Source organism: Neorhizobium sp. P1_A6 (genome assembly GCF_056406795.1).
On record NZ_JBFTZM010000001.1, the window covers coordinates 163,006 to 188,518 of the forward strand.

The 25,513-nt window shown below is 61.2% G+C and carries 28 protein-coding genes and 1 pseudogene; 23 read left to right on the forward strand and 6 right to left on the reverse strand.

All coding sequences use genetic code 11. The features are described from left to right. Position 1 precedes the first annotated feature (1 nt). On the reverse strand, positions 2-2,527 hold the full coding sequence (locus AC1D3C_RS00680; protein WP_477481562.1) for a hypothetical protein: 2,526 nt from the start codon (positions 2,525-2,527) through the stop codon (positions 2-4). 194 nt (positions 2,528-2,721) lie between these two features. Here AC1D3C_RS00680 and AC1D3C_RS00685 point away from each other — a divergent pair, with 194 nt between their 5' ends. The 19 genes from AC1D3C_RS00685 (at position 2,722) to AC1D3C_RS00775 (ending at position 16,278) form a co-directional block, all read left to right on the forward strand. Beyond that, positions 2,722-3,999, forward strand: coding sequence for an ABC transporter substrate-binding protein (locus AC1D3C_RS00685; protein ID WP_040125513.1), 1,278 nt, complete (start codon positions 2,722-2,724; stop codon positions 3,997-3,999). Positions 4,000-4,501: 502 nt separating this feature from the next. Next, complete coding sequence (locus AC1D3C_RS00690; RefSeq protein ID WP_040125909.1) at positions 4,502-5,077, forward strand: hypothetical protein; 576 nt, start codon at positions 4,502-4,504, stop codon at positions 5,075-5,077. Positions 5,078-5,137: 60 nt separating this feature from the next. Then, a complete protein-coding gene (locus tag AC1D3C_RS00695; RefSeq protein WP_051900641.1) occupies positions 5,138-5,530 on the forward strand; it encodes a hypothetical protein in 393 nt (130 codons plus the stop codon). Between the two features lie 11 nt (positions 5,531-5,541). Continuing rightward, on the forward strand, positions 5,542-5,985 hold the full coding sequence (locus AC1D3C_RS00700) for a hypothetical protein (RefSeq protein WP_157885338.1): 444 nt from the start codon (positions 5,542-5,544) through the stop codon (positions 5,983-5,985). Positions 5,986-6,136: 151 nt separating this feature from the next. Continuing rightward, positions 6,137-6,340 (forward strand): hypothetical protein, encoded by a 204-nt coding sequence (locus tag AC1D3C_RS00705; protein ID WP_040125515.1) that lies wholly within the window; start codon positions 6,137-6,139, stop codon positions 6,338-6,340. Between the two features lie 341 nt (positions 6,341-6,681). Next, entirely contained in the window at positions 6,682-6,849 is a 168-nt protein-coding gene (locus AC1D3C_RS00710; protein ID WP_157885339.1) for a hypothetical protein, read from the forward strand. Positions 6,850-6,855: 6 nt separating this feature from the next. After that, positions 6,856-7,029: a hypothetical protein gene (locus AC1D3C_RS00715; protein WP_157885340.1), complete on the forward strand. Its 174-nt coding sequence runs from the start codon at positions 6,856-6,858 to the stop codon at positions 7,027-7,029. A gap of 176 nt (positions 7,030-7,205) precedes the next feature. Continuing rightward, complete coding sequence (locus AC1D3C_RS00720) at positions 7,206-7,442, forward strand: hypothetical protein (protein WP_157885341.1); 237 nt, start codon at positions 7,206-7,208, stop codon at positions 7,440-7,442. A 153-nt stretch (positions 7,443-7,595) separates the two neighbouring features. Beyond that, on the forward strand, positions 7,596-8,618 hold the full coding sequence (locus AC1D3C_RS00725; RefSeq protein ID WP_040125516.1) for an ABC transporter substrate-binding protein: 1,023 nt from the start codon (positions 7,596-7,598) through the stop codon (positions 8,616-8,618). Positions 8,619-8,620: 2 nt separating this feature from the next. Then, complete coding sequence (locus AC1D3C_RS00730; RefSeq protein ID WP_244447587.1) at positions 8,621-9,655, forward strand: FecCD family ABC transporter permease; 1,035 nt, start codon at positions 8,621-8,623, stop codon at positions 9,653-9,655. Further along, positions 9,652-10,413, forward strand: a complete 762-nt coding sequence (locus AC1D3C_RS00735) for an ABC transporter ATP-binding protein (protein ID WP_040125518.1) — start codon at positions 9,652-9,654, stop codon at positions 10,411-10,413. Before AC1D3C_RS00730 ends, AC1D3C_RS00735 begins: the two co-directional genes overlap by 4 nt. 239 nt (positions 10,414-10,652) lie before the next feature. Further along, positions 10,653-11,198, forward strand: coding sequence for an RNA polymerase sigma factor (locus tag AC1D3C_RS00740; protein WP_040125519.1), 546 nt, complete (start codon positions 10,653-10,655; stop codon positions 11,196-11,198). Next, positions 11,195-11,632 (forward strand): hypothetical protein, encoded by a 438-nt coding sequence (locus tag AC1D3C_RS00745; protein ID WP_040125520.1) that lies wholly within the window; start codon positions 11,195-11,197, stop codon positions 11,630-11,632. The genes AC1D3C_RS00740 and AC1D3C_RS00745 overlap by 4 nt, the downstream gene beginning before the upstream one ends. Next, complete coding sequence (locus AC1D3C_RS00750; protein ID WP_040125521.1) at positions 11,629-12,078, forward strand: periplasmic heavy metal sensor; 450 nt, start codon at positions 11,629-11,631, stop codon at positions 12,076-12,078. The genes AC1D3C_RS00745 and AC1D3C_RS00750 overlap by 4 nt, the downstream gene beginning before the upstream one ends. A 75-nt stretch (positions 12,079-12,153) precedes the next feature. Further along, on the forward strand, positions 12,154-13,653 hold the full coding sequence (locus AC1D3C_RS00755; protein WP_040125522.1) for a DUF1800 domain-containing protein: 1,500 nt from the start codon (positions 12,154-12,156) through the stop codon (positions 13,651-13,653). A 2-nt stretch (positions 13,654-13,655) separates the two neighbouring features. After that, the gene (locus AC1D3C_RS00760; protein ID WP_040125523.1) at positions 13,656-14,879 is read left to right on the forward strand and encodes a DUF1501 domain-containing protein; all 1,224 of its coding nucleotides are present in this window, start codon (positions 13,656-13,658) and stop codon (positions 14,877-14,879) included. 140 nt (positions 14,880-15,019) lie between these two features. Next, on the forward strand, positions 15,020-15,421 hold the full coding sequence (locus tag AC1D3C_RS00765) for a hypothetical protein (protein WP_040125524.1): 402 nt from the start codon (positions 15,020-15,022) through the stop codon (positions 15,419-15,421). A 221-nt stretch (positions 15,422-15,642) separates the two neighbouring features. After that, on the forward strand, positions 15,643-15,879 hold the full coding sequence (locus tag AC1D3C_RS00770; RefSeq protein WP_437179078.1) for a GCG_CRPN prefix-to-repeats domain-containing protein: 237 nt from the start codon (positions 15,643-15,645) through the stop codon (positions 15,877-15,879). 213 nt (positions 15,880-16,092) lie between these two features. Then, on the forward strand, positions 16,093-16,278 hold the full coding sequence (locus tag AC1D3C_RS00775; protein WP_040125526.1) for a hypothetical protein: 186 nt from the start codon (positions 16,093-16,095) through the stop codon (positions 16,276-16,278). 25 nt (positions 16,279-16,303) lie between these two features. Here AC1D3C_RS00775 and AC1D3C_RS00780 read toward each other — a convergent pair whose 3' ends face one another. After that, complete coding sequence (locus tag AC1D3C_RS00780; protein WP_040125911.1) at positions 16,304-17,959, reverse strand: acyltransferase; 1,656 nt, start codon at positions 17,957-17,959, stop codon at positions 16,304-16,306. Positions 17,960-18,241: 282 nt separating this feature from the next. Here AC1D3C_RS00780 and AC1D3C_RS00785 point away from each other — a divergent pair, with 282 nt between their 5' ends. Then, positions 18,242-18,979: a FadR/GntR family transcriptional regulator gene (locus AC1D3C_RS00785; protein WP_080719407.1), complete on the forward strand. Its 738-nt coding sequence runs from the start codon at positions 18,242-18,244 to the stop codon at positions 18,977-18,979. Between the two features lie 340 nt (positions 18,980-19,319). Here the strand turns inward: AC1D3C_RS00785 and AC1D3C_RS00790 are convergent, their stop codons facing one another. After that, a complete protein-coding gene (locus AC1D3C_RS00790) occupies positions 19,320-20,375 on the reverse strand; it encodes a Fic family protein (RefSeq protein ID WP_040125528.1) in 1,056 nt (351 codons plus the stop codon). 224 nt (positions 20,376-20,599) lie between these two features. Between AC1D3C_RS00790 and AC1D3C_RS00795 the strand changes: the two are divergent. Both AC1D3C_RS00795 and AC1D3C_RS00800 read left to right on the forward strand, forming a co-directional pair. Further along, positions 20,600-20,731: pseudogene (locus AC1D3C_RS00795) on the forward strand (integrase); the annotation flags it as partial. A gap of 24 nt (positions 20,732-20,755) precedes the next feature. Then, positions 20,756-20,893 (forward strand): hypothetical protein, encoded by a 138-nt coding sequence (locus AC1D3C_RS00800; protein ID WP_173426782.1) that lies wholly within the window; start codon positions 20,756-20,758, stop codon positions 20,891-20,893. A gap of 268 nt (positions 20,894-21,161) precedes the next feature. Here the strand turns inward: AC1D3C_RS00800 and AC1D3C_RS00805 are convergent, their stop codons facing one another. Continuing rightward, the gene (locus tag AC1D3C_RS00805) at positions 21,162-21,656 is read right to left on the reverse strand and encodes a hypothetical protein (RefSeq protein WP_157885342.1); all 495 of its coding nucleotides are present in this window, start codon (positions 21,654-21,656) and stop codon (positions 21,162-21,164) included. 421 nt (positions 21,657-22,077) lie between these two features. Here AC1D3C_RS00805 and AC1D3C_RS00810 point away from each other — a divergent pair, with 421 nt between their 5' ends. Further along, a complete protein-coding gene (locus AC1D3C_RS00810) occupies positions 22,078-22,317 on the forward strand; it encodes a helix-turn-helix domain-containing protein (RefSeq protein WP_080719386.1) in 240 nt (79 codons plus the stop codon). A 391-nt stretch (positions 22,318-22,708) separates the two neighbouring features. On the opposite strand, the gene AC1D3C_RS00815 is transcribed toward AC1D3C_RS00810, so the two are convergent. Both AC1D3C_RS00815 and AC1D3C_RS00820 read right to left on the reverse strand, forming a co-directional pair. After that, complete coding sequence (locus tag AC1D3C_RS00815) at positions 22,709-23,506, reverse strand: discoidin domain-containing protein (protein ID WP_040125529.1); 798 nt, start codon at positions 23,504-23,506, stop codon at positions 22,709-22,711. Between the two features lie 11 nt (positions 23,507-23,517). Then, the gene (locus AC1D3C_RS00820; protein WP_040125530.1) at positions 23,518-25,299 is read right to left on the reverse strand and encodes a heparinase II/III domain-containing protein; all 1,782 of its coding nucleotides are present in this window, start codon (positions 25,297-25,299) and stop codon (positions 23,518-23,520) included. Positions 25,300-25,513 lie beyond the last annotated feature (214 nt).

Sequence of the window (25,513 nt, forward strand, 5' to 3'; positions counted from 1 at the left end):
TTTATGCATAGAATGGATGGTCGCCGTCGCCGTCGCCGGCGGTCGTGCTGTCATAGGTCAGAACCGGCACGGGCTGGTCGTGGATGAAGGGTCGCGGCTCTCCGCCGACGGTGAATTCGCCGGCATAAGAGAGCGTCAGTGTTTCGTGGTCCGGCGGCGAAAGGCTCAGCACCTTGCTGTCGGTGTCGAATGAGACGGAGGTGGCGCGGATACGTTCGACGAAACGACGGAAAGCGGCTTCGTCGCCCGCGCCCACCACGGCCGCCCAGCCGGTGAGCGCACCCTCGGAGCGCACCTCGCGCCCGGCGGTCGCTCCGTCGGTGACGAGATCCAGTCCGTTCGTGGCGTAGAGTGCCGCAAAGCCCCGGCCCGAGCGGGTCAGGAGCCAGTTTCCGTCCATGACAACCTCGTCGAGGCCGTCGCGACCGAGATAGGCATGGGTCCAGGCATGGCGCGTGCCTTCGGTGTCGGCGATCAGCAGGGCGACGTCGCGATATTGCATCACGCGCGGCAGAACGCCGTTGCCGGCCCAATAGGACGGGCGCTGCGTGCCCCAGGGGTCGTCTTCGCCGGGATGGTTGACCCAGAGCCTCGCCATCGGGTGGCCCGCAAGCCGAATGTCGAGCACGTGCTGCTGGTGGCCCCGCTGGCCTGTCTTGTGATCGACCACCGTCGAGAGCTGCGAAGCTTCCGTCTTGAAAAGCACGAGCTTGCCGCTTTCGAGCCCCTGGGCGTAGCGCGCTTCTATCGAGCGTCCGGGCGCCAGCTGGGCAAATTCCGGCAGGTCATCCGGCGGCGCGTAGGAACCGGCGCAGAACATCGGCAGGGAAGCGACGCCACCGTTCAGCCAGCCGCTGCCGAATGCCACGCGGGCGAATGGCGCCAGTTCCGTCAGAGGCCCGGCCCGCAGCTCCTTGTCGTAGGCGCGCCCCTGCGAGCCGGCGGGAACGCCCGCCAGCATGTGCAGCGCGATCATCCGGAAGATCAGATCCAGCTGATGGCGGGCACGCGGGGCGATATCGTCCCCGCCCCAGCGTTCGAGGGCGAGCAGGCCGATGAAATCCACCGGATAATAGGCTGCGGAATTCCATTCGGCGAGGCCGTGCGCCTCGACGCTGTCGAACCAGCGGCGAAGCCGGCCTTCCGCCAGCCGCGCTTGCTCGCGGCCCGTCCTGCCGGAAGCGGAGAACACGGTATCCGGCATCAACTTGCCGGCGATCAGCTGGCTGGTGTGGAAGCACAGGACATGGTTCTCACTCCAGAACCACATGACGTCGTTGCCGGGCTCGTCCACCCAGTAGCGGTAGCCGGCGACCGAGGCGCGGATGTCTGCCGCCGTCTCCGGTGCCAGGACATGCTCGTATTCGCCGAGGAGCCAGAGGAGCGGCACCATCACGAAATCCGAACAATCTTCCCGCCGGTCGATGATCTCGAGCGTGGCGGCGATGATCCTGTCCATCGTCTCGCGGTCGATCTCACCCGCTGCGGCCATGGCAAGCACGCGGCCGATCCGCTCGGCGCCGAAACGGGCGCTGAAGGCCAGCGCCTCACGCTTGCGGTCGGCAAGGGTGGCGGCTGCTTGCGGCAGGACGAGGCCGCTCATGAAGGCGGCGTCGATATGGCGGGCGACGGCCGCGGCGCCGGAACCGATCTTCAGCCTGATGCCGTGATATCCGTCCGGCAGGCTTTTGATTGCGGGAGCGACAAGCCGCGTCTCGCCGGCACCTAATATCAGATCCGCCTTCGCCAGCACGGCCCGGTCATGACCATGGCTGTAGACCTCGATGCCGACGGGCAGATCGGCCCCCGGCGGGGTGTCGAAGAGAATTTCCAGCGGGCGGTCGACGAAAACGTCGGCGGCGGGCCGGATGGCGCGCGCGAGGAGCTCGAGCCGCCGGACCTCCTGCCGGTCCAGTGCGGTGGGCAGGGCGATGTCCAGCGGCTGGGTATCGGCCAGTTCCAGCTCGAAGAACCAGATCGTGTCCCGCTCCGCCAGGTCTTCGGTCAGCACAAGGACGTCATTGTCGCCGGCCTTCAGCGCCAGGACGATCCCCGTTTCGCTCTCGACATTGCGCCGGAAGGGCTCAAACCGCACCTGTTCCTTGCCATTCACCCAGATCCGCACGCCGCCGCAGGTTCGCAGCCGCATCGGGACGTGGCGGGCAGCCTCGGCGCGGAAACTGCCGCGCAGCCAGCGGCCGACATGGGTGGGCACGTGCCAGAAGCCGGTGAACTCGACGCGGCGGTTCGGCCCCGGCAGGTTCAGGGAGGCGGGCTTCCAGTCGTGCTCAGCACGAACTTCCCGTCCGACCATCTGCGCCTGGAAGGCCTTCCTGCAAGGCAGGTCGCCGACATCCACGAAGCCGTTGATGAAGCGGTAATTGACGCGATCTTCCGCCGGCGCCGGTTCACCCGGAAAATACACCTGGCGCAAATCCGAGACGACCCATGCGGTGAAGGTTTCGCCCGGGGCGACATGATAGCTGGCACCGCCGGAACGGCCTGCGGCTGCAGGTGAGTGCTCCATGACTGCCTCCCTCAGATCATGAAAATCTTTTCATAAATTGAAACTCGCACGTCAGCTTTGTGAGCAGTTTCGAATTTAACGCGACAAGACAGCTTGACGTTTGGATTGTCAAGCTTCAAAAAGGAAAAATTCGAAGGAAAATCCGAAAGGAAATCTTCCGAATTGTGAAAATATTTTCATTGGGAGGATGAAAAATGCAGAGACTTCTATCAGGGATAGGTGCGTTCGTATTCTCGGCCTTCGCTCTTTCCGGCGCGGCCATGGCGGACGCCAAGACCATTACTTTCCTGTTCACCGACGACGACCAGGGTTATGTCGAGCGCATGGCCGCCTTGAGCAAGGAGTTCGAGGCGTCACATCCCGACGTCAAGGTCAATTTCGTATCGTCCGGCTATGACGCGGTGGTCAAGCAGCTGCCGGTCCAGCTGGCGGCAGGCAAGGGACCGGACCTCGCCAAGATCACAGATTGGCAGCTCGCGCCCTATTATCTCGACATGCGCTCCTACATGAAGGACCCGGACGCCTTCGCCAAGCTCCACGGGGACAGCCTCAACCAACTCCGCCTGCCCAATATCAACGATCCGAAGTCGATCAACGGCTACGTCGCGTCCCAGACACTGAACCTGCCGTTCGTCAACAAGACCTTGTTCGAGCAGGCCGGCGAACCGCTGCCCGGCCCGAAGGCCACGCTCAAGGAGATCGTGGAAGCCTCCGCCCGCGTCGCAAAGGCGACGGGCGCGCAGATCCCCTTCACCATGGACCGGTCGGGCCACCGCTTTTCCGGCGGTGCCTATTCCTACGGTTCGGTCTATGTCAAGGACGGCAAGTTCAACTTCCCGGATGCAGGCGCGCGCAAATATATCGCCGACCTCTATTCCTGGACCCAGAACGGCAGTTTCCCGAAGGAAATGTGGGGCGCGGCCGGCGGCTCGCAGTACAAGAACATGGGCGACGAGTTCGTCAACGGCAATGTCGTCACCTATCTCGCCGGCAACTGGATGGTGAACCCCTTCCAGAAGAAGATCGGCAACGCCTTCCAGTGGACGGCCATCAATGCACCCTGCGGCGACGCGGGTTGCTATGCAATGCCGGGCGCGACGGCGATCGTCGGCTTCAAGCGCACCGAACATCCCGAAGCGGTAGCACAGTTCATCGAATTTCTCGGCTCCGAAAAGGTGCAGCGCGAAATCGCCGAGAGCTATGTCATCCTGACCGGAGCGGACATCAAGAACCCGCAATACAAGATCTCCAGCGACGACGCCAAGGCATCCATGGCGGTGTTTCTGGACAACAAGAAGAACGTTCCGCAGGCCGCGCGCGATTTCGAACGCATGAAGGGCGGGACGGCGATCTACCAGCAGATCGTCCAGCGCATGAGCCAGCTCATCGTTGGCGAATTGAGCCTGGAGGAAACCTACAAGAATCTCGAGGCCGACGCCGGCAAGATCAATGAGGCGCTGGCAGCAAAGTGACGATCAGGCATGCCGGGTGGCGATGCAGCCCGGCATGCCTTACCGAAGACCTGAGGTAAGAACTGCTGCGATCGGGTGACAGGTGCTCGGCTGCCTGTCTCTCAGACCGGCAGCTAAAGGCCCGCCCCGGTATCAATTTCCAAGGGCCACGCGCCAGTCGCCCTCAGGCCGGCTCACCCGGCTGCGGCACCGACAGTGGTCATGCCGACCACCAGCAAAGCCATGATGATCAGCAGCCAACGCGCCTGATACACGCTCTCTTCCATCTGAACCTCCTTTTGAAGCCGCCGTGAACGCCGCGATTGCGGCCCAAGTTCCGCGTTCGCGGCCTTTTCCTCGTCGCACCGGACCTTGGTCGATGTCGCTCATGGTCAAAGGTCCAAGCCTGGATCGGACTGAAGCCCCAAGGCGGGAACATGCGCCGTCGGAAGCCAGTTTTCTCCACAGCTTCGGGAACGCGGTCGCGGTCAGAAGCATGTGGAAACTCAAGGAGATAAAAGACATGAACATGATCATGCGCGCGGCCTTTGCCGCGGCCCTTCTGGCGGGCACAACCCTGTCCGCATTCGCGCAAACCAGCAGCACCGTCGGAACCGGAGGAACCAGCGCCGGCGGCGGAACGTCCAGCAGCACGATTGGTACCGGCGGCAGTTCTGCCGGAGGAACGAATTGTGCGCCGGGCACCACCAACTGCAACTCCGGTTCCGCCTCGACCCTGGGTACCGGCGGGTCTTCCGCAGGCGGCGGCCAGTCGAGCAGCTCGGTTGGCACCGGCGGTTCGGCGGCAGGCTCGGGCAGCGGCTCCGGCTCGGCGTCGACGCTCGGCACCGGTGGCACGTCCGCAGGCGATGGCCAGTCCAGCAGCTCGGTCGGCACCGGTGGATCTGCGGCTGGCTCGGGTAGCGGCTCGGGTTCCGCCTCGACGCTCGGCACCGGCGGTACGTCGGCCAAGGACGGCATGTCGACCAGCTCCGTCGGAACTGGCGGCAGTTCGGCGGGCGCGGCCGGCTCGGAACACGGACAGGGCAAGAAGGCATGTCCTCCGGGCCAAGCCAAAAAAGACGGCGCTTCCTGCTAGTTCCATCCATCGGACGAGGGCGGATCGTTCCGCCTTCGCCCTATCAATAGGAGAGCCGAAATGACCTCGGCATCAATCGTATATAAGGGAACCTTCGCGCTGCCGCTGATCCTGACGACCTTTATCGCGATCTCGGCCTTTGCCACCGAAACCATCAAGCTTGACGACGGCACCACCTGCACCGTCATCGAAAGCACGGGCTCGACCGGCAATGGGACATCCACATCGGTCACCGCAGGCGGCGGCAGCGTTTCGTCCTCGACGACAATCGACGGCAAGACAACAACGATGAACTCGGGCGGCGGCTCGGCTTCGTCCAGCGCCGGTTCGTCCGTCACAACCGGAACGGCCGGCAATCAGGCTTTCTCGACGGCAAGCGTCACCCGCCCCGATGGAACCGTTATCACCCGTCGGTCAGACGGCACCTGTGACGTCACCAAACCGCAGAAATGAAGGAGATGGACATGTCGAAGAAACTATCACTGGCGTGCCTGGCGCTGATCGTCTCGGTTGCTACCACACCGGTGCTTGCACAGGACTGCAACGCTGCCGGCACGGTCGGCTCCGGCGGCAGCGCCGCCGCAGGCGGCACATCGGCAAGTACCCTCGGCACTGCCGGAGCCTGTCGGACCGACAGCGGCACGACATCCTCGATCGGCTCCGGAGGCAGTGCGGCGACGGCCGATGGCAAAGCCCGAAGCCAGACCAAGATCAACGAGAACCCGAACCAGCTGAAGGCGCAGTCGCGGGCGCAGGCCATGGACCAAGGCACCTTCAGCAAATCACAGACGAAGACTCGGGTTAAGGGTGACGAGCTGCAAAGCAAGACGCGCAGCATGTCCCACGTACCGGGGCAGAAGCCGGTCAAAAGCAACACCGAGAGCAATGTCGTTTTGCCGCAGCAGTGATTTGGTCATCGATGGATCGGCTCCCGCGAAAGAGCGGGAGCCGGCGCCGGCGGCGCAAGCGGATGATCCCCGCGTGTTCAGTCCGCTGCTCGCTGATTGGAACCGAACGGCGGCTTGAAGCTTTGAACCGCGCAGACTTCGGAGGATGAAGATGGACGAAGATACTTTTGCGCAGCTCAGCTCGATGAGCCAGAACCTGCAGAAACGCGCCCTCGCGCTGTCCCACCAGGGAAAGGATGCCGATCTTGCGATGCTGATGTCGGCGCAGGCCGTGACAATGGAAGCGGTCAAATCCCTGGGGGAAGCCTTGAACAGGATCAATGGCCCGCTGGGGCTTGGCGCAGCGGGAGACTAGCTTCGCGCTTTCTCTCGTTCGTGCGCGCCGCCTTTTTCAACCGCGTCGCCAATCCGGAACGGAACTTTCAGCCCAGCGGCCGGTTCGGGCACGCAGGAGGAGAACGAGATGCACCGCAAACCCGCCCATCAACACGAACTGGTGTTCTACATTGGGCTCAACGCGGCCCTCGCCTGTTTGATCGCAGCCAGCATCTTGCTCGCGGCAACGATCTGAGCTTCGGTTTGCTCCAAGAAGCCGTCGATCGATGTCGAGCCGGACGGCGCTGTAGGAGCATTGTCCTCTTCGTTTTACGGCAGCTGGCGAAGGAACTATTTGCCGATCCCCCTGTTGGAGCCTTCATGAACGACACGTCCAGAAAAGCCGGCAACAACATGATGAAGTTCGTCGCCACGATCCTGACAGCGGCGCTTGTCATAGGTGCTATCTATTTCTTCTTGCTGACACCCGGACAGCCGACAGGTCCGCAAACACAGCCCTCTCCCCACGCCATTGATCAGACGAACTAACGAACCATGAAGCAACGCGAAACCCCGACGGGTTTGTCGCCCTCGGCAGATCCCGAGCCTCAAAAGAAGCGCAAGGTCGTTGTCGGTCGCGGCTTGGCCATTTTCGTCGCCGGCGTGGCTGTCGCAGCCTTCTGCCTTTACGTCCTCATCGCGCTCTACGGGATCTATGCCAGCACCTAAGCACCGCCAGATTGGGGTTTGCGCCTGATCGTTCATCAGGAGCCGACCGTTCAAATTGCTCCGTTCCGGCTTTGAGATCGGTAACCACCCAACCAGCTAAGCCATCGCATATTCTTGTCATATGATAATTGTGATCAAAATTCGCATCAGAACGAGACGCCGAGGAAACCCCAAAAATGCCCGACCGAATTCCGGGAAATGCGCGTGTGCCAGCCACGGTCCATTGCTGGTCAGAAGATGTCCCAAGCCAGACCTTCGTCTCGTTGGAAAAGGCCCTGGCCTACTGCAAAAAGAATATCGGCGAGCTCCCGGCCATCGAGGTCTTCGTGCATTGCGGACAGGTCCCCGAGCCGATCATCAGCGGTGACGAACTGGCGGCACTGATAAAGGCAAAACGGCGCAACCTGATCTGACGAAGCCTGTTCAGCTGCGGCCAATATCTGCAACGCAGGCGAGGACGCGCCTTGGCCGCATATGAGCTTGCGACATTAAAGGTGACTGCGTTTATCTTGTTATAGCGAGCAAGAACGGCTATTCGCCGTGGCAGACTTGAACCAGGACCTGCCATGCTCATGCTAAAATCCACCTTGACCGCGCTGCTGATCGCTGCAGCATCCAGCTTGACCGTTTCCCCGGCGTTCGCGTCGACGAAATACCCCCTGACCCTCGAAAATTGTGGGGCGCAGGTCAGTTTCCCGAAGGCTCCCGAGCGGGCGATCGGGCTTGGTCAGAACAGCGCGGAGATCCTGCTGCTGCTCGGCCTTCAGGACAAGATGGCCGGTACTGCCTTCTGGCCGAGCAAGGTGCTGCCGCAGCTTGCCGAGGCCAATACGAAGGTCAAGCTTCTGAGCGTCGAATTCCCGACCTTCGAATCGATCCTGGCGGAGAACCCGGATTTCGTAGCGGCCGCTTTGCCAAGCCTGCTCGGCCCAAGCAGCAAGGTCGCCAAACGTGAGGACTTCGACAAGGTCGGCGTCCCGACCTATCTCTCGCCCAGCACCTGCCTCAGCACCAAGGAGGTCAAGGACCAGTACGGCAGCCGCGCGCAACTCTGGAACATGGATCTGCTCTACAAGGAGATCGACGAGCTTTCGCAGATTTTCGATGTCTCCGATCGCGGCCAAGCGCTGATCGCCGACTTCAAGAAGCGTGAAGCGGCATTGCGTGCGAGCGTGGCAAAGGATGGCAAGCAGCTTTCCTATGTCTTCTGGTTCTCAAGCCAGTCGCCCTCATCCGACGCCTATCTGGGAGGCAAGAACGGCGCATCGGGCTTCATCGCCGACCTTCTCGGGGGCAAGAACGCCGTCACCGCCGAAGCCGAATGGCCGACACTCGGCTGGGAAAGCATCATCGCCGCCAATCCGGACGTGATCGTCGTCGCCAACCTGGACCGCAACCGCTGGGAACTCGACAAGCCGGAAGCCAAGATCAAGTTCCTGACCACCGACCCGGCCGTCAGCCAGATCACCGCCGTGAAGAACAAGGCAATGGTGGTGATGGACGGCCAGGCCATGAACCCGACCGTGCGGACGATCTATGGCGCCGAACAGGTGGCCGAACAGCTGAAGGCCCTCGGTCGTCTGAAGTGATCGTGAGGCGCAACCCAGTTCGACAGTTTTCCGCCTTCGCGGCTGTGCTGGTGGCGTCGCTTGCAGCTATCGGGCTTGCCGTCGGCATAAGCGTCGGGATCGGCGATCTGCCGATCCCGCTCGCAACGACCTTTTCAGCCGTCACCAATCGGCTGGGATGGACCGCGGTGGGGCTCAACCGTATCCACGAAACCGTCATCTGGGATTACCGCCTCAGCCGGGCATTGGTCGCGGCGTTCTGCGGCGCGGGCCTTGCGCTGTCGGGAGCGATCATGCAGTCGCTGCTGCGCAACCCGCTGGCCGAACCCTATGTGCTCGGTATCTCCGCCGGCTCGTCCACCGGCGCGGTCGCGGTCATCATCCTCGGTGTCGGCGCAGGCACGGTTTCACTCTCGGCCGGGGCCTTTGCGGGTGCCTTCGCCGCCTTCTTCTTCGTCGCACTGCTTTCGAATGGAACCCGCGGCGGCGCGGACCGCACCATTCTTGCCGGCGTGGCCGCGTCGCAGCTCTTCAATGCCTCGACCTCCTACATCGTCACGACATCGGGTAACGCCCAGCAGGCGCGCGACGTGATGTTCTGGTTGCTCGGCAGTTTCGGCGGTGTACGCTGGCCGGAATTGACGCTGGTCTCGATCGTCGTCGGCATCGCGCTTGTGGCCTGCCTGCTCTATGCCCGGGTGCTGGATGCGTTCGCCTTCGGCGACGAGGCGGCGGCGTCGCTCGGCGTCAATGTCGGGCGGGCACGCATCGTTCTTTTCGCGCTGACGGCGGTGATGACCGCGACGATCGTCAGCATGGTCGGCTCGATCGGCTTCGTCGGCCTTGTCGTACCGCATGTGGCGCGCTTCCTAGTCGGGCCGCTGCATGTCCGATTGCTGCCGGCCTGCGCGGTTGTCGGTGCCGTTTTCATGGTGGTGGCGGACATTGCGTCACGCACTCTCATCCCGCAGCAGGTCCTGCCGATCGGCGTCGTCACCGCGCTGGTCGGCGTGCCCTTCTTCTCGATCATCCTCTACCGGTTTCAACGCGCGTCATGAGCATCAAGACCGAGAACCTCACCTGGAAAATTGGCAGGAAGACCATCCTCGACGGCGTTTCCTTCGAGGCACAGCCGGGTAAGACGCTCGGCTTGCTCGGACCCAACGGCTCGGGAAAGACCTCGCTCCTGCGTCTGCTCGCCGGGTTGAAACCGCCGCATTCAGGCTCAATCCTGCTCGAAGGCAAGGATCTCAAGACGATCGGGCGGCGTTCGATCGCAAAGCGGGTCGCCTTCGTCGAACAGCATGCCACCACCAATGCCAATCTGAAGGTCGTCGACGTGGTCAAGCTCGGGCGGTTTCCGCACCGGTCGATATTTTCGGGCTGGACGCTCACCGATGACGAAGCGGTTGAGACCGCGCTTGCGCGTGCCGGGATGGCGCACAAGCGCAACGATCGCTGGCAATCGCTTTCGGGCGGCGAGAAGCAGCGGACCCATATTGCCAGGGCGCTGGCGCAATCGCCGAAGGAACTCATCCTCGACGAGCCGACCAACCATTTGGATATCCAGCATCAGATCGGCCTGATGCGGCTGGTTTCCGGCCTGCCGATGACGAGCATCATCGCGCTTCACGACCTCAATCATGCAGCGATGTTCTGCGACCAACTGATCATCATGCAAAATGGCAGGATCGTCGCGTGCGGGGCGCCGGAAGAGGTGATGACCGAAGCTCTGCTCAGGGACGTATTTTCCGTCGAGGCGCGGGTCGAGGCGTCACCGCATCATTCGCGGCCGCATATTCATTACCTCGTCTGATCATTTCCCTTGCGACGAAAGCGTAACGATCGCGAAGGCGCATGCGCCGCCCCCTCTGTCACGCTCCGGATGCTTGGCAGATTTTCAAGAATTCCAGAGACGGATTTGCCAGGTCGGTGCGTTTAAGCGGTATGGAAGCCAAGGATTGCCTCGACAGGGTTGTCATGAACGTTGTTCATCCTTCGATCGGATAGTGGGATAGATTCTCGCGTGCTGATCGACCGTAAAGAATCGGACTGATGATGGACGACCCTGATGCAGACCTGGTCGAAGGCATAGCTTCGGGCGACCCCCAGGCGATGCGCAAGATGGTGGCGGCAAAACTGCCAAGAATATTGCTGGTCGCGACGCGCATGCTGGGCGACAAGGGCGAGGCGGAAGATGTCGCTCAGGAAACTTTTCTACGCATATGGAAACATGCAGGTGGCTGGCGACAGGGAAGAGCGAAGTTTGACACCTGGGCTCATCGGGTCGTGCTCAACTTATGCTACGACCGACTTCGCCGCCGAAGGGATATCCTCGTCGCGGAGGCTCCGGAGATGGTTGACCATGGCCCGTTGCCCGACGCCGGATTGTTGTCCGACGACCGGGATGGCGAAACGGTGCAGCGCGCACTGCAAAGCCTGGCGCCACGCCAGCGGGAAGCGATCATTCTGGTGTATTATCAGGACATGTCCAATCGCGATGCGGCGGACGTGATGCAAATCAAGGTCGATGCGCTCGAGAGCTTGCTGGCAAGGGGACGCCGAACGTTACGGGTGATCTTGAACGGAGAAATGACATGACCGAGAAAAAAGCACCTTCGATCGATCGCGAGGCCTTTCGGGCCCTGATCGATGCCTATGGATCGAGCCCCCATCGTTGGCCCGACACTGTCAGGGATGGCGCGGTCTCTTTCATGGAAACCGAGGAAGGCCGCGTGCTGATGACGGATGCCGATCAGCTCGACGCGGTCTTATCCCGTCTGCAGTCGCCCTCGCCTTCAACCCGCCTGACGGCCGGCATTCTCGCCGATGGCGAAACATGGCTCGCCAGGAGGACGAGATTGCGTCGCTGGGCGATCAGCGCCGGATTGATCGGGGTCGGGCTTGCCGGCGGCCTGACGGGCGCCGTCGCGGTCGTCGTCGTCACGCCCCCGCCTGCTCTTTCCCTGAACGGCACCATGACCGCGTTCGGCGAATTGCAGTCCGACAGTGAGTGGACGCAGGAGGCACCATGACCGACATCCAATTCAGAAGGCTGGTGATTTCACTGCTTGCGCTCAACACGTTCCTCATCTGTGCGCTTGCAGGTGCCGGGCTGGTCTATCTGAGGACAGACCCGCCGCCCGCCGTTACCCGAATGCCGCTCGCTGGCGAGCAACTCTCCAAGGATGATCGGGAGGCCTTTCAACGCGCCATGAACGATGCTCGCCGCACGGTACGCCAGACTTCACTGGAAGCGCGCCAGGCCCGTATAGAGGCTGCCGCGCTGATGGGCGAACCGGAACTCGACGCAAAGGCTCTGGCAAGTGCGCTGGACCGCGCGCGCCGGGCGGAGATTGCCGTGCGCGCCGCCACCGAAGACCGGGCCGTGGAATTTGCGCAGGGACTGCCTCTCGAAGCCCGCCGGCGGCTGGCCGAGGGGCTGCTGGCCCGCGAGGCTCCCCGTCCAGCCACGAAATGACCGCATTTGGAAAGCGACGGATTTGCCGCCTGCCGCCGTTAAAGAGCCTATGACGAAACGGAGTTCGTATCGGTTATGGCCAATTCCAAAGACATTGACGCCGCCCTGACACTTTGGCGCTTTGGCCTCGGCGCGCGCGAAGGCGATCTGCAGGCGATCAAGGACGACCCCCGCGATCTTCTGCGGCAGGAGGTGGTTGAATGTTATACGCCGACGCCCGTCGGGCCGGCACTGCGTTCCAGCGCCGATCTGCTGATGTCCCTGATCGAGTACAACAAGGAAATTCAGGCCGAGCGCGACCGTCCTGCCGCGGCGCCAATGCCCGGTCCGCAGCCGGTCGCAACAGCCGCCGGCAACGCCATGGAGGCAACCCGCCCCACCGGCGGCATGATGGATCCGGGGGCGATGGCAGCTCCATCCTCGCAACCGGATAAGAAAGCAACACCGGCTTCGAAACGCCCGTATCTTCCCCAGCAGATCCTCATTGCCGAGGCTGATGCCCGGTTCAACGGCACGATACACCAGCCGTTGATCGGTTTCGGCGAACGGCTCGCGATGTTTTGGGCAAACCATTTCGCAATTGCCACCGGCAAGGGCGGCGACGTGCATATCATGGCCGGAGCCTTCGAACGCGAAGCGATACGCCCGCATGTCTTCGGCCGCTTCGAAGACATGCTGCTTGCGGTCGAGAGCCATCCGGCCATGCTGTATTTCCTCGATAACCATCAATCGATCGGCCCGAATTCGCAGGCCAACAAGAACGGAAAACGTGGGCTCAACGAAAACCTCGCCCGCGAGATCATGGAGTTGCACACGCTGGGGGTAAATGGCGGTTACGATCAGGCGGACGTGACATCGCTTGCGCGTATCATCACCGGCTGGACGATCTACCGCGATGAAAAACGTCCCGGCCCGATGGGCAGTTTCGTCTTCAATAGCTCTGCGCACGAGCCCGGCGACCATCCGGTGATGGGGATGACCTATGCCGAGGACGGCGTGGAACAGGGGCGTTCCGCACTTCGCGACCTGGCCCGCCACCCAGCCACGGCCAAACACATCGCCTTCAAGCTCGTTCGGCATTTCGTCGCGGACGAGCCACCGGCCGGTATCGTCCGCAAAGTCGCTGCGGCTTACACGAAGACACACGGCGACCTTTCTGCCGTCTACAAGGCGCTGATCGACAGCGAGGAAGCCTGGAACCCTGAATTGTCCAAGATGCGACCGCCGCTCGACTACGTGGTGGCGATGATCCGGGCAACAGGTCTCAGGCCAAAACCAGAGCAGATCATGTCCACCCTCAACGCACTCGGCCAGCCCTTCTGGAACCCTTCCGGCCCGAACGGTTTCTCGGATGTCACGGATGGCTGGGCTTCGTCTGAAGGTCTTGCCACCCGGATCGACGCCGCCAGCATTTTCGCCCATCAGGCGAGCGGGACAACGGATCCCAGAGAGTTCGTCAAGGACCGGTTGGGACCGCTTCTTTCTGCCGAAACGCTGCAGGCGGTGGCCCGGGCCGAAACCAAGGCGCAGGGCCTGTCGATCGCATTCCTTTCCCCCGAATTTCAGAGGCGTTGATCATGTTGTGCGAACATATTTCCCCGACCCGTCGTGCCGTTCTGGGCGCTTCCGGCGCGCTCTTCGCCTGGGCCTTCATGCCCCGCTTCGCACATGCCGCCGGAGGGCGAGACCCGCGTTTCGTGACGATCATCCTGCGTGGTGCGCTGGATGGCCTGACGGCGGTCCCGCCGATCGGCGATCCCGACTATGAAGCGTTGCGGCAACAGAGCGCCATGCGGATTGATGGCGCCAATCCGGCACTGCCGCTTGACGGCTTCTTCGCCCTGCATCCCTCAATGCGCAATTTTCAGCGTCTTTTCCGTGCGGGGCAGGCGGCCGTCGTGCATGCCAGTGCAACCGCCTACAGGGACCGCTCGCATTTCGACGGGCAGGACGTCCTCGAGTCCGGCTTTCCGTCGCCGGGCCATGTTGAAACCGGCTGGCTCAATAGATTGCTCGAAGGATTGCCGGCGGGTGAAAGGGTGGCGCCAGGCGCCACCGAACGCGTGCGGGGGCTATCGGTCGGAACGACTGCGGCACTTCTCATCCGCGGCAAGGCGCCGGTGCTCGGTTGGGCGCCTTCCATCCTGAAACCGGCCGACGGCGATCTCGCTCCCCGTCTGGCCGATCTCTACGGACAGAAGGATCCGGTTCTCGCCCGCCTTCTCCAGGAAGGGATCGACACCGGGAAAATCGCTTCCGGCATCGACATCAAGGCGCGCGGAGGTCCGGGAGACCCGAACGGCATGGAACAGATGGCAAGAGGCGCTGCCCGGCTGATTGCTCATCCTGAAGGCCCCCGCGTCGCGGCTCTGGCTTTCGAAGGATGGGATACCCACGCTCAGGAAACCGATCGGCTGGCAAAATTGCTGACCGGCCTCGACAACTCGCTTGCCGCGTTCGAGCAGGAACTCGGCCCGGTCTGGAAGGATACCGCGATCCTGGTCGCGACGGAGTTCGGCCGCACGGCCCGCATCAACGGAACCGAGGGCACCGACCACGGCACGGGCACGACGGCCTTTCTGGCCGGCGGCGCGATCCGCGGCGGCCGGGTCATCACCGACTGGCCCGGATTGAAGGAAGCGCAGTTGCGCGACGGCCGCGACCTTGCGCCAACCACCGACATCCGGGCGATCATCAAGGGTGTCGCAAGCGATCTCCTCGGCGCGAACGCCAACCATCTCCGCGACGTGGTTTTCCCCGGCTCGGAAAGCGTTCAGGCGGCAAAGGGTCTGATCGTGTGAAGGCATTGGAACCGGGGCCCCAAGACAGCTATGCCGACATCTGATGATGTTCGAAGCTTTGCAGCTTCTCTGTTCCAAGGGCGTCTGGAACAAACCAAGCCGGTGATTGTTGTTGGCCATCCGCAATCGGAGGTCACGACATGAAACTTCTGGTCATCACGGCCGCAGCCGTTCTTTCGCTGTCGGCTAACCTCACGTCAGCGCAGGAGACGCCCAACGCGTCTCCGGGCACACCACCGCCGGCCGAGGCGGATCGCTCCCCGAAGGCGCCGTCGCCTGTCACTCGAGAACTTGACGCAGACAGGGACGGAAACGAATGGCGGATGGCACCCATGGCAGACCGTTCGCCGCCGCGGGAGCGGGGAGCGCGGTTCCGCATCGAGAACGGCCGGACCACGATCGACCTGCGTTGTGCCGACGGCGAACCGACGAAGGATTGCGCGGATCTTCTCCTGCAGGTGCTGGACCGGCTGCAACGAGGAAACTCCTCATACGATTCCGACTCTCGCGACTACGGCCGGGACCGCTCACGTGATCGCTGAAGCGGGCTAAGATAGCGGATCTTCTCCAAGGCGTTTGAGCTTAAGGCGGCGCGGAAGCGACCACAGAGAAGCTGAAGCACAGATGAATACGGACTTCAGCAACGGTTCAACGACCCTGCCGCAATCTGTCACCGTGTGCACTCTGGAGGAAACCGATGCGCAGGATTATCTTGGCGGCCAGTCTGGCCGCAGCTTGTCTGTTCGGCGGCGCGGCAAACGCCATGCCGATTGGCGACATTGTCGTCCCCGCGAAGCCAATCGCCGAAAAAGTCGATTGGGCTTGCGGCCGTGGTTACCACATGAACCCGTGGGGCGATTGCCGCCCCAACCACTGGCGCCCGCCACCGCCACCGCGCTATTATGGCCATCGGTGGGACCGTCGTGATCGATGGGACGACCGGGGACCGCCGCGCTGGGAAGGCCGAGGTTACTGGCGCGATCGCCGGGACTGGCGTTGAAATGAAAAAGGCCCTTCTGTTCTGCAGAGGGGCTTTTTTCTTGGTCACGCCGGCTGCGATGACCGGTATTACGTCTCCGAGACCGTAGGGCGCGCGCAACGTTCCTCCTCCCCCGCGACAAGTCGAGTTGGCTGCTTTCATTGGATTGAATTTTAGCCATTCCTAACGAACATTTTCGGGTTCGGAATGTTGGGTAGCCAGGAGGAAACGGCCATGAAAAAGGACAGCAATCGACAGGTCAGGATCCCTGGGCCGCGCGATCACGACGTCGCAGAACACTGCCGCAAGAATGGGATGAGGCCGGAAGACGAGAGGAAGATGCTGAGGCTGCTGGGAAAGCACGCCCCTGCCCATGAGATCCACTCGAACTCTCCGCCGCGACCACCGCGGTTCCGTTAACGAGCGGCAATGGCGCTTCAGATGGCTACAGCCCCATTCCCGCCGGCCGCGTCCGATGCACCCCCTTTGGAACGAAAGCGAATTGCTCGGCAATGCCCAACAGGTCCGCAGCAAGGTGCAGCGCCGAAAGCCACATCTCGGTACCCTGCAAGCTTCCTGCCTGACCGTCGGCGAAGGCAAAACCTCGTTTCGGCTGCCACCGGTCCGGCGAATGCAGGATAATGTCCTCGGCCACGGTTTCCGCGTGGCTGCGCATGAAATCCGTTTGTTTGAGGCACAGCCAAAGCGGATGGACCGTGTCGAGCAGATTGCAGGCCGTATAGGTTGGGCCGGAAAAACCACCATTGTTTCGGTAATGCAAAATAACGGAGTTGATCGCGGCTTCGGGAAAAGGAACAGGAATGCCGAACTGGGCATGGGCTCCACGGGTGAGGCGATAAAAGCCGTTGACCGGTTGCAGCAGCCCTTGTTCCGCGGTCGGTTTTCCCCATAACCCGGTCGAACGATCCGCACGGGTCGTCAGCCAGCCAAAGAGGATTTCCTTACCCCTGCCGCTCCTGAAATACCGCGCGTTGAAATAGAGCGCAGTGGCGATAGCGTCCACCCGGTCGCCGCACCACCATGCGCGGGTGCTCCAGGGCAAGGCTTCCAGCCAGTCGCATAGCGCAACGGCATCCATTTCGACGCCGGAGATCGGGTGAGACGGATGGGCGCCGAGTATCTCCAGCGCATAACCGACCGCCAGCACGTTATAGAGAGAAGGAGAATCATCGCGGATGTTCTTCGCAGGACCAGGGGACCGAAACGGATCGGGGAAAAAGCCGGTCGCTGGGTCCTGTAACGCCTGCAGACGAGCGATGATCGCCTTCGCCTCATTCCCCGAAGGCTGTTCTCCAAAACCGGCGGCGATCTCGATCGCATCGCATTCATGCCTGACGCTCATGCGCGCGATGCCGTCGGCGTCCATCGACAGATAGCCGTCCGGTGTCAGATGCTGTTCCCGCACATCCCGCCACTCAGCTTCCGCCACCTTGCTGATCCGCAGCAGCGCCTGCTTCACCTCCGCACGACGCGATTTTCCAGCGGCTGTCGTTTCCCCACGACGGCGCACGACTTTGGCCGGCACCCCCGCCGCGATCGCCAGATCTGGAATGTCCTTGGTTACAACGGCCCCGGCGGCGATAACGGCACCCCTCCCGATCGTCACGCCGTCAAGGATGACCGCATTGGCACCGATCCACACATCATCGCCGATCGTAATCCCGAGTGTCTCGTGAGGCTGATCGTTGATCGGTACGTTCGGATTGTCGAAGCCGTGATTGAAGCCGACGATCGACACCAGCGACGCAATACGCACGCCGTTTCCGCACCGGACCTTTCCGGAGATGCATGCGTATGGGTTGACCGAACAATTGGAGCCGATTTCCACGTCTCCACGCACGAGCGCGTGCCCCGCAATCCAGGAACGATCGCCGAGGATCAGCGATGATGTGAAAATGCGGGCGTCGCTTGCGATGTAAGCGCTGTCTGCGATCTGCGCCCCGGCGGACCGCGCCAGTTTTTCCTTCAGCCTCTTTTGAGGATCGCCTTGGATATCCGCAGGCCTGCGCTCCCAGGGGAGGAATTGCAGCCTGGCTTCCCGATCCATCTCGGATTCGGAAACGTCTTGATGTGTCCGCATCTCGTCACTCGTTTGCACGCCGGTTTCCATGCTCGAAAAAATGCCGACAGGTCGGAATTCGGTGGATCGATGTCATCATACCAATTTTTGACATTCGCCATATTGACGAAATATAGCAGACGAATTTAAGCGTCCAGCTTTTGTTTTCGACCTCCCTCGGCGCTGATCGATGTCTCTAAAGACAAATGGAATTCACTCCCGCATTGATATGAGCCTGAATTTGTCATACACGTGTGATGAATACGGCGCAGACGCGTCGCGTCGTTGCAGCGGGGATTGAGCGTGACAACCCAGATCAAGGATCGGAACAAGGGACCGGGGTCGCTGGTGTCACGGGTCGGGGAAAGTCTTCGGACCGCAATTGCCAGCGGTCAATATTCGCCCGGCGACAAACTCCCAAGCGAAGTCGAACTGACGGAAACCCACGGCGTAAGCCGTACGGTGGTCCGGGAAGCGGTCGCGGCTCTCAGATCGGACGGGCTTGTCGAAGTGAGGCAGGGCGCCGGAATTTACGTGCTCAGCCAGGAGGCCCCCGCCCCTTCCGGCCGAAAAATCGACCGGGCGCGCGTATCGTCCGACCTGGAGGTGCTCGAGGTGCGGGCTCCGCTGGAGATCGAAGCTGCCGGGCTGGCGGCGATGCGCCGGTCTCCGGCGCAGGAAGAAGCAATTTTCGATTGTCATCGGCATATTCTGCAATGCATCGAGCAGAACGAATCGATCCGTGAGGCGGATTTTGCGCTGCATTTTGCCATCGCCGACGCCACGAACAACCCGCTATTCCGGCAACATCTGGAATTTCACGGCACTGCGGCCATTCCGCAATCGCGGGCGACGCCCGGCGAACGGTCCGGTGAACAGACCGCCTACCGCCGCATGATCCATACGGAACATGAAGCGATCGTCGTGGCGATCTCGGATCGCAACGAGGAGGCGGCGCGCAATGCCATGCGAGACCACCTGAGAGGAAGCCAGATCCGCTATCGGGATGTACTGAGGGATTTCAAAGCGTTTTCAAGCTGATGCTCCAGTAGGCCAGCCGCATGGCCGACCCGGCTTTCGGGGCCCAATCCGCTGTGAACAGCACCGAAGGTTGACCGTTTGAAAATGCGGCAAGCGCCTGACTTCACTTGCAAACTCGCAACGAGGGCGGAGACATCATCGGCGACGATCGTGACCACACCCGATCTGCATTTCATCTCAGTAGATCAAGGCTCTACGGGACCGATCATAGGGGTCAACCATCGACGCTGATTCACAGCCTCGATGGCAGTAGCGAAGGCCGGGGGACGATCGGACCGCACCCCGGGGTCCCGTTAACGCCAATTTCAGCTCACTGGCGGTCCGCCATTCATTTTCTTGGTCAGCTCAGGCCGTACCAGGTACCGCGGCCCGCTCCATGAAGGGTTAGATGTCCCTGCTCGTTTAATGCGCGCAGATGATCCTTGACGGTATTTCTGCTTGCACCTGTGGCCTTGGCCGCGTCCATCACGGTCACTCTTCCACGCTCGCGGGCCAATTCGAGAATTGCGATGGACAGCTCCGGCAGATCACCAAGAAGGATGCGCTCGCGTTCGATCTTGCGCTCCAGCTGCTGTTTCTGCCGCTGCAGGCTTCGCAGGAAGAACTCGACCCACGGATTCCAATCCTGCTCATCGGTTTGGATCGTGCCCTGTGTCCGTCGCAGAGCAAGATAATACGCTTCCTTGTTTTGCTCGATGACGCTTTCGAGGGAGCTATAGGGCACATAGGAATAACCGGCCCGAAGCAGGAGCAAGGTGGTCAAGGCGCGCGAGAGCCGGCCATTGCCGTCCTGAAATGGATGGATCTCCAGAAAAACGACGACAAAAACCGCCACGATGAGCAACGGATGAAACGTACCATCCTTCTCCTGAGCCTGTTGCCAGGCCATCAGGTCGGCCATCCGGCCCGGCGTATCGAAAGGCGATGCCGTCGTAAAGACGATGCCAAGGCTATGGCCGTCTTCGTCGAACGCTTCGACATTGTTGGAGAGCGTCTTCCAACTTCCCCGATGCCGCTCATCCTTGGTCGAGTGAATGAGCAGGTCCCGATGGAGTTGGCGGATATGGTTTTCGTTCAGGGAGATCTCTTCGAAAGCGGAAAAGATAGTTTCCGTCACCTCGGCATAGCCTGCGACTTCCTGTTCGTCACGGCTGGTGAAAAAGCCGATGCGCAGATTCGAGAGTAGCCTCTCGACCTCGCGGTCGTTCAGTTTTGCTCCCTCGATACGGGTTGACGATCCGATGCTCTCGATCGTTGCAACCCGGCGCAGGCTGGACAGTCGGTCGGGCGCGATCCGTCCCAACGCTCGCCAGGCGCCTTTGAACTCGTCAATCTCGGCGATCAGCGACAGGATTTCGGGCGTGATGCGCAGTTTGAATAGATCGAGCGCCGGCATCCATTAGTCCATCCATTTCCATCCACAAAGGGTATGGCACAACGGCATCCATTAATCCATCCATTTCCATCCAATAAGCCGGCTTTGAACCAATTGCTGGAAAAGATCGGTCTTCGCGGTCATCGATGCGGTGGCCTATGACAACAGGTCCGGAATGGCGCCGACCATGCTGACGATAGCGATGGCTTTCGGTGATCGATGAGCTTTGGTGCACGTGATGGGGCGGCTTACGTGACCGGGCCATGCTGCTGATCGGCTTTGCCGGCGGCCTACGCCGTTCGGAGATCGTCGAGCTCGACTGCGGCCGCGACCTAACCGAAGACGGCCGTGGCTGGATCAACATCCTCGACAAGGGATGCTGGTGACGCTACGAAGTCCTGATGCAGATCGGTCGGGAAGCTCTTGCCGAGAGCCGTCTCCTCGGTCTGCCGATCTCTGCCAAGGATCTCGAAACCGAGGCCAAGGATCGGGCGGAACAGAAATACGAAGAACCGGCGCATGCTTCCATGAGGCAGTAATCGCTTCATGCCGGAACTGTCGTGCATTATCCTCGGTGGGCCGAACGGCTCCCGCAAATCATCCGCCTTCGCCAAGCTCAAGCTCGAAGGCGTCTGGAATCGAAGGAGCGCCGAGCATCTGAGATCGCCCTGCGCCAGTCGGCTTTCGTCCGCCCCTCAGGGATGTGTTGGTGCCTCGCTCATCACTGACGCGCCAGAGGCCCGACCAGACGACGAGCGGCTCGCCTCTAAGGCCTGAAACCGGTCCGGGTCATCTTCCCCCTCTTATTTATTCTTTTACTTGCATCGCAGGCGGACCTGCACAAACCCGCACAAGATCGGCAAGGATCATCCGCAGTTCCGGCCACGGCGCTTCCTCTAGGGCAGAGCGTGGATCCTCCGTTTCCAGGAGTGAATGCAGCCTCACCGCGACGCCGGCGACAGATTGAGGCACCGCACTCCACAATTCCTTTGCCAAAGCCTCCTCGACATCTGCGATTTCCTCCTCTGCTTTTTTCGCCCGGGTATATCCGACCCGCCTGTCCGCCTTCTTCCATTCGCTCCGGCTTGCCGCCAACGCGGCCCTTGCTTGCCGCCGCATTTCATCCTGATCAGTGTTCGGCAAAAGACGGTCGATCTCCCGACCGGAATAGGCCCATATGAAACCACAGTCTTCGGAGAGTGGGACTTTGGCGCGGGGGAAACTACCGAATTCTCGAATTAACTCCGTTTCAAGCTTTTGCTGCCGGCGGCAGGCTTCTCCGCAGAGCCTATGGGCAACCATCCAATCTCTCCAAAGTGATACCACCGGATCGCCTTGCTCCGATCTCTCCGTCCCCACCACCGCACCTGCCGGGGCGGGCGCGGCTGCGATCGAAGCCGCAGCACGGGACAGAAAGTTTCTGCGCATGGTCTCGGGGGAGACATCCTTATTCCCGGAGGAGGCCATTGGAACCGCCTCCGATCAAAACGACGTCCGTGAGCATCGCCCCCGGGTACGGCGCAGGTGATTTTCGGCGGGTGATTGCAGACAAAGTTCTGCTATTCTCAGAATCAGCCATGATCCAAGCTCCAAACAGCTAGATTGTGGTCAGGCCAGAGGGGATGTTACCGCATTTCCTTTGGCCGACTGCATCAATGCAGGCCCCAACTATATCGTGTAATCGTGGCGGATCAACAATATTCGCCTAAAATAGGCGATTTTAATGCTGCCGGTTCAATGCAGGATGGCTCGTGCAGCCCTTGGATTAGCTATTGCTGACCTAGCAAAATTAGCCGGTGTCTCCACTAACACCGTCGTTCGCTTCGAAACCGGCGCGGAACTCAAACAATCGACAATTGACGCGCTTCGATCTGTCTTCCAGGATGCGGGCCTCGAGTTCATCGCCGAAAACGGTGGAGGTGCTGGCGTACGATTTTCAAAGCCAGCGGGAACAGAGAAATAAGCGGGCATCACCGTCTCAAAGAGGACACCAGCTCCAGTCGGGATATTGGTTCCGGCTAGATGAGGGCTGTGGCGAGACCGTTTGGCAAAGAAGCAGAGGCCATTCCGCCTGCCTCCCGAAATTATCGTGGACCGAGTGGGGCGGATGCTCCGGCATCCAACGCGGCCTTCTCACTTGCACGCCGGCCTCCTCACGCTGCAACGCCGATGGACGTCCAGGGGAGGGGAGCGCACTTTCTCTCATGTGCATCGATCCGATGCTCGCCTGCGCCTGACTTTACTCGCAACCAGGGCGGGGCCATCATCGGCACCGATCGTCAGCCACCTGATCTGCATTTCATCTCCGTAGATCAAGGCTTTACGCGACCGATCATAGGGAGCAACCTTCGCCGCTAATTCACATAATCCGCCTCGCGTCCCCAGACTTCGATCTGGGTCAGCGCCGGAAAGGGCGACGGGTCGTCGGCCTTGATCAGGCTGTGCAGTCTGATCCATTCCACGGTCTGCTCCCTTACCGGGAAACACTGAGCCGCCCCCGTCTTGACCAGCGAGAAACATGCGGTCTCGGCGTTGGAAAAGGTGACGCTTACTTTTTCCCACCAGGCGTCGTGCGGAAAGTCCGCTCGCAGGTAGAGGACGATTTCGTCGATTTTCACCGGCCGGCCGAAATCGAGCGTCAGCGTCGCCTCGGGATCGCGATTGATCCCCCAGCTCGTGTAGGGCCAGAAGCCATGATCGTCGTTCGCCTTTTCGCCGTCTATGGCGTTGCGCGCGGCGAAGACCGCCTCCCCGCGCGTCTCCACATTCGCCTTGGCGTGTGGGAACACGGAAGCATTGGCGTGGTCATCCCATGGATTGAATGCCAGGTTCCGACGTGCCGCGATTTCGTCCGGCCGCGCCTTGCGCACGCATAATCTATGAATCTTGCCGTCGAAGGCCCGCGGAGAATAGGGAACGCGCTTGGAACCGAAGGGGACCGCGAGCGCATAGGTCGGCCCCTTCATATAGACGATCGCGGGCGTCATCGCGTCGTCGAGGGCGAGCACGAGATACCCCGGCGCGGACGCTTCGACGACAACCTGATCGCCTTCATTGTAGCTATCGCGATAAACGAGATACGCCTCGTCCGTGCCCGTTGCCCTGGCGCGAACCTCGCCCGCCACATCCACGACTTTCAGTGTCAGTTCCATGCTCGTCCTCCTCAGACGATCCGCAGTTTCAGGCAGGTCCCGGCAAAGGGGATGCGCAGTCGATAAATTCTTGGGGGCCAGGAGAGACGCAGGCGGGCATCGTCGATATCGATTGCATCGACCTCGATCTCGCCGGCTCCTTCAAGGTCAATGCGGCCGAGACCGTCGAAATGAACGGCACGGCCGATGAACGGCTCGACGCAGGTCATCAGAGAAAGCACCGCCGGCAGGCCACCCTCGTGGATATCCACGACCTCGATCTCCTGCCCGCGCCGAAGCGTGACGGTTCGCCGGTAGGATTGGACGCGGGCCTCGACCGGATAGGCGGACGTTATGTCCAGCGATATCCGCGCCTCTTTTTCGGCGAACTCGGCCTGGACATTCCGCGCCGAAAAATCCGCGCCATGTGCCTGGCCGATATCGCCAAAAGTCGGCAGGTTGTGGAAGCCGGACTGCATGGTCCAGATGTCATACCGCTCGGAAGAGAATGTTTTTGCCGTGTAGGTTTCGACGCCAATGTCGATCAGGAACGGCTTGCCGTCCTTATAGACCGTCAAGCTGCCGACATCGTTGTGGTTATGGCTTTCGCCGTTGTTGCCGCCTTTGACGGCGAGCGCAAAGTGGTCGTCGCGGGCAACGAACAGGCCAATTCCCGGATAGAACACATCGCCTGCCGGCTTCGGTTGTCCACCGATTGCCGGCGTTACCAGCAGTTCCTGCACGCGGTACCAGAGGTTCCACTCCTCCGGCAGATGTTTATGCTCCGACGACAGCCGGTCGCGCGCGGCAAATGCCGCCAAGACATCAGACCCAACGGCCCTGCCGAACAAATATTCGCGCACGGTACACGGCTCTATGACCGCGGCGGAATCGGCAAAATTGAAATACCGGCGACCGGCGACATGCATGTTGACGATATATTCCGCCATGCTGCGGATTTTTGGAGCCTTCCAGAGCGGTGTCATGGAAGCCGGCGCAACCTTGTCGAGGATGGCCATCGCTCCGGCCATACAAAGCGCCGCATGGCGATAATAGACCACTCCCTCCTCGCAGGCCCCGTCCTCCGCGTAATCCTTGATGAAGGCATCCAGGCTGGAAAGGGCTTTCCCGACGATCTGCCGCCGCAGGTCCTGTTCCGTCTTCAGGGCAAAGGTCGAAAGCAGGACGTTCTGCGTTATCCACGCCGTCCAGTTGTTCATTCGTTCAGTGCCGTTGCCCATCCACCAGAAATGCCGGTCGAGATAGGGCGACAATATGCGCACCCGGATTTCCCGCTCGATCCGGGCGACGATCTGCGGGCTGACCTCGTCGAGCCGATCTTTCATGAGAGCTGCCACGGTTGCCAGCAGGGCAGCGGTCTCCGCAGCAAACAGATCGATGACCGGCTGCTCCGCATCCGGCAATGCAAACCGCTGCCCGCCTCGTTCGTACGCGTTGTGGGCCGGTAGCTGCCAGCCGCTTTCCTCACAGATCAGGAAGACACCGTCGATGATCGCATCGATGAAACGCCCCGTGCCCTCGAGAAGCTCGGCGAGAACTAGGTCGTTCAACATCCGTCGCCGCGAAAAATACAGCGCTTCAAAGCGCGAGCGGTTCCCGTTCAGCGAATATTCGCGATAGTCAGACGCCTTGATTATCGACCACGGCCGGCCAAGCGCCGCCTCCGCATCCCGGATGACCGCGGAGCGCATATCATCCGATACGGCATCCCAGGCGGCCCGGTTGCCGATCGGCGCGCCGGGCATGAAGTCCGCCAAAACCGGCGGCAACGACCCGGCGATCTCGCTGAACATCAACCTTCCTCCATGCGACCGATAAACGACCTCATTCGCCACCTATCATACGTATTTTAAGATGACTACAGAATTCATATGATTTATCCATAAATTTGTTTGACCAATGTGAGAGATGTGCTATCCCCTCGGTAGGGAGGCGGCACGCTCGTGACACGATGGCGAGCCGTGGATAGCCCTTGGGCGTCGATCGGAGCATCCTGGTTCGAGGAGG

Coding starts and splice junctions, on each gene's coding strand:
- AC1D3C_RS00680 (WP_477481562.1), bottom strand. CDS start 2,527: ATGGAGCACTCACCTGCAGCCGCAGGCCGTTCCGGCGGTGCCAGCTAT.
- AC1D3C_RS00685 (WP_040125513.1), top strand. CDS start 2,722: ATGCAGAGACTTCTATCAGGGATAGGTGCGTTCGTATTCTCGGCCTTC.
- AC1D3C_RS00690 (WP_040125909.1), top strand. CDS start 4,502: ATGAACATGATCATGCGCGCGGCCTTTGCCGCGGCCCTTCTGGCGGGC.
- AC1D3C_RS00695 (WP_051900641.1), top strand. CDS start 5,138: ATGACCTCGGCATCAATCGTATATAAGGGAACCTTCGCGCTGCCGCTG.
- AC1D3C_RS00700 (WP_157885338.1), top strand. CDS start 5,542: ATGTCGAAGAAACTATCACTGGCGTGCCTGGCGCTGATCGTCTCGGTT.
- AC1D3C_RS00705 (WP_040125515.1), top strand. CDS start 6,137: ATGGACGAAGATACTTTTGCGCAGCTCAGCTCGATGAGCCAGAACCTG.
- AC1D3C_RS00710 (WP_157885339.1), top strand. CDS start 6,682: ATGAACGACACGTCCAGAAAAGCCGGCAACAACATGATGAAGTTCGTC.
- AC1D3C_RS00715 (WP_157885340.1), top strand. CDS start 6,856: ATGAAGCAACGCGAAACCCCGACGGGTTTGTCGCCCTCGGCAGATCCC.
- AC1D3C_RS00720 (WP_157885341.1), top strand. CDS start 7,206: ATGCCCGACCGAATTCCGGGAAATGCGCGTGTGCCAGCCACGGTCCAT.
- AC1D3C_RS00725 (WP_040125516.1), top strand. CDS start 7,596: ATGCTCATGCTAAAATCCACCTTGACCGCGCTGCTGATCGCTGCAGCA.
- AC1D3C_RS00735 (WP_040125518.1), top strand. CDS start 9,652: ATGAGCATCAAGACCGAGAACCTCACCTGGAAAATTGGCAGGAAGACC.
- AC1D3C_RS00740 (WP_040125519.1), top strand. CDS start 10,653: ATGATGGACGACCCTGATGCAGACCTGGTCGAAGGCATAGCTTCGGGC.
- AC1D3C_RS00745 (WP_040125520.1), top strand. CDS start 11,195: ATGACCGAGAAAAAAGCACCTTCGATCGATCGCGAGGCCTTTCGGGCC.
- AC1D3C_RS00750 (WP_040125521.1), top strand. CDS start 11,629: ATGACCGACATCCAATTCAGAAGGCTGGTGATTTCACTGCTTGCGCTC.
- AC1D3C_RS00755 (WP_040125522.1), top strand. CDS start 12,154: ATGGCCAATTCCAAAGACATTGACGCCGCCCTGACACTTTGGCGCTTT.
- AC1D3C_RS00760 (WP_040125523.1), top strand. CDS start 13,656: ATGTTGTGCGAACATATTTCCCCGACCCGTCGTGCCGTTCTGGGCGCT.
- AC1D3C_RS00765 (WP_040125524.1), top strand. CDS start 15,020: ATGAAACTTCTGGTCATCACGGCCGCAGCCGTTCTTTCGCTGTCGGCT.
- AC1D3C_RS00770 (WP_437179078.1), top strand. CDS start 15,643: ATGCCGATTGGCGACATTGTCGTCCCCGCGAAGCCAATCGCCGAAAAA.
- AC1D3C_RS00775 (WP_040125526.1), top strand. CDS start 16,093: ATGAAAAAGGACAGCAATCGACAGGTCAGGATCCCTGGGCCGCGCGAT.
- AC1D3C_RS00780 (WP_040125911.1), bottom strand. CDS start 17,959: ATGCGGACACATCAAGACGTTTCCGAATCCGAGATGGATCGGGAAGCC.
- AC1D3C_RS00790 (WP_040125528.1), bottom strand. CDS start 20,375: ATGCCGGCGCTCGATCTATTCAAACTGCGCATCACGCCCGAAATCCTG.
- AC1D3C_RS00800 (WP_173426782.1), top strand. CDS start 20,756: ATGCAGATCGGTCGGGAAGCTCTTGCCGAGAGCCGTCTCCTCGGTCTG.
- AC1D3C_RS00805 (WP_157885342.1), bottom strand. CDS start 21,656: ATGGTTGCCCATAGGCTCTGCGGAGAAGCCTGCCGCCGGCAGCAAAAG.
- AC1D3C_RS00810 (WP_080719386.1), top strand. CDS start 22,078: ATGCTGCCGGTTCAATGCAGGATGGCTCGTGCAGCCCTTGGATTAGCT.
- AC1D3C_RS00815 (WP_040125529.1), bottom strand. CDS start 23,506: ATGGAACTGACACTGAAAGTCGTGGATGTGGCGGGCGAGGTTCGCGCC.
- AC1D3C_RS00820 (WP_040125530.1), bottom strand. CDS start 25,299: ATGTTCAGCGAGATCGCCGGGTCGTTGCCGCCGGTTTTGGCGGACTTC.